The organism is Moorena sp. SIO4A1, from assembly GCF_010672065.1.
Classification (GTDB): domain Bacteria; phylum Cyanobacteriota; class Cyanobacteriia; order Cyanobacteriales; family Coleofasciculaceae; genus Moorena.
This window is the reverse complement of record NZ_JAAHHX010000465.1, coordinates 1-1,829: the sequence shown is the minus strand read 5'-3', so window position 1 is coordinate 1,829 and position 1,829 is coordinate 1. Positions and strand designations below refer to the sequence as shown.

1 protein-coding gene and 1 pseudogene are annotated in these 1,829 nt (G+C 38.9%); both read right to left on the bottom strand.

Going from position 1 to position 1,829, the window contains the following annotated elements; translation table 11 throughout:
- The coding region (locus F6K53_RS39520) for a hypothetical protein (protein ID WP_293085440.1) at window positions 1–786 on the bottom strand (786 nt) is incomplete at its 3' end.
- 432 nt (window positions 787–1,218) lie between these two features.
- Window positions 1,219–1,829 (bottom strand): annotated as a pseudogene (locus F6K53_RS39515) (hypothetical protein); the annotation flags it as partial.

Genomic DNA, 1,829 nt, shown 5'->3' with positions numbered 1-1,829 from the left:
GCCATAAATTTTGTCATTGCTGTTAGTGCCACGGAGTTCATCATTCCAGATCGTGCCGTAGCGAACATCATTACCTAAGTTGTCAATTAAGGTATCTCCTAATAATTTAACAGCACTTTGATTAATTTCCACTAACGTCAAATTAGTATTGCGACTAAAGGTGCGCTGATAAGTTCCTGTAACTGAACCCTTGACGAAATCTATGCCATTGTTACCATCAATATCAAAACGTTCTTTGGGAGAGTTCAGTTTGATGTTGCTACTAAAGCCAAAATCCAGATCGCCGATTCTACGGGAAGAAATTAAATCCCCAGAGATGGCAAACGAATCGATAATCTTGGGCTGATTCATCTGATCCGTATTCAACAGGAAAAAAAATGTTCCTGACTTAGCCTCAGAATATTCCCGATTGGAATTTTCAATTTCTTTGGCGTTCAGTTCTAAAGCTGCTGAAAAATTGAAAGAGAATTTTTGATTAGCTCTCACTGAAAAATTACCAACCACTTCAGTGCGGCTATTGGCACTCCCCTGAAAAGCTCCCTCAGTACCAACTACAGTACTTTGACTGAAAAGTTGAGAGAAAGCTGGGTCATTGATAAACCTACTTTTAGCATCAGCAATAGCAGTAGCTATACCACCCTTGACCAAGGTCTCCACCTGGGCATTAGTTAAGGTACCAGCAGGAGCTTGACTATAGTTGGTAAACTTAGCGTTTCCTGTAGCGTCAGCAAAGTTCGGTGTAGATTTAGAGGTTCTAGGGGTTAAAAATAGAGTGTCTGATATCATTGGTAATTAATTTTTTTGTACAACTCTCTTCGATAAATAGTCTAACGATAATAAATATATTTAAAAGGCCATTTTGGCTGTAAACAATGTTTATTTAAATCAAACAAAATACCTCCAAAAAAACCCTACTATTAATATCTGTTAATATTACATTTTAATGCTTTAAATTTTGGGGAATTTGCAATTAATTCTGTGCAATTATTTATCACTAAAATTTAGTATTGGTAATAGTGTTTTGATTACCGATTAACAATTAACGGTTACGGGGACTATAAAAATGGTATTGATATGAAAAAAGAGGCGCACGCTACGGGAACGCCTCTTTTCTTTAGACCTCTTGCCACAATACGGATTAGGGGAAGGATTTGGAGCTAAATATCGTCGTTTTTCCAATAAGTCTCTTCCGAAATGCTTCGCCCCTAAGACTCGATGTTAGGCGAAGTGGAAGTCAGAATGCTTAAGCTGGTTTAGATTCACATTTTCAAACAAAACTTCTCCACCTTTTGCGTCAGATAAGAGAGCGCCATTACTAGTATTAGTAAGGTAACCCTGATTTATCCCATTGTTGTACCAAGTTTTGGAGTCAATTTGACCAAAACCTTGAAATTTAACCTTATCTAAACCAACTTGGAAGTCTTTGATGATATCGAAGTCATCTCCAAGCAAGCTATCGCTCCGATTGAACACAAATGTGTCAGCGCCATTGCCACCAACCATGGTGTCACTGCCACCGCCACCTACCAAAGTGTCGTCACCAAAACTGCCATGAAGTTTATCATCACCAAACCCTCCATTCAGCTTATCGTTGCCTTTACCCCCTTCCAGGATGTCATCGCCAGTAAGTCCGTGAATTGAATCATCGCCTAAGCTAGCATAAATTTTGTCATTACCGAAAGTGCCACGAAGCTTATCATCCCAAATACTTCCATAGCGGACATCATTGCCCAGGCTGTTGATTAAGGTATCCCCTAACAAATTAACGGCATTGTTATTAACTTCTACGATCGTGATCTTGGTATAACGGTCAAAGGTTTGCTGATAAG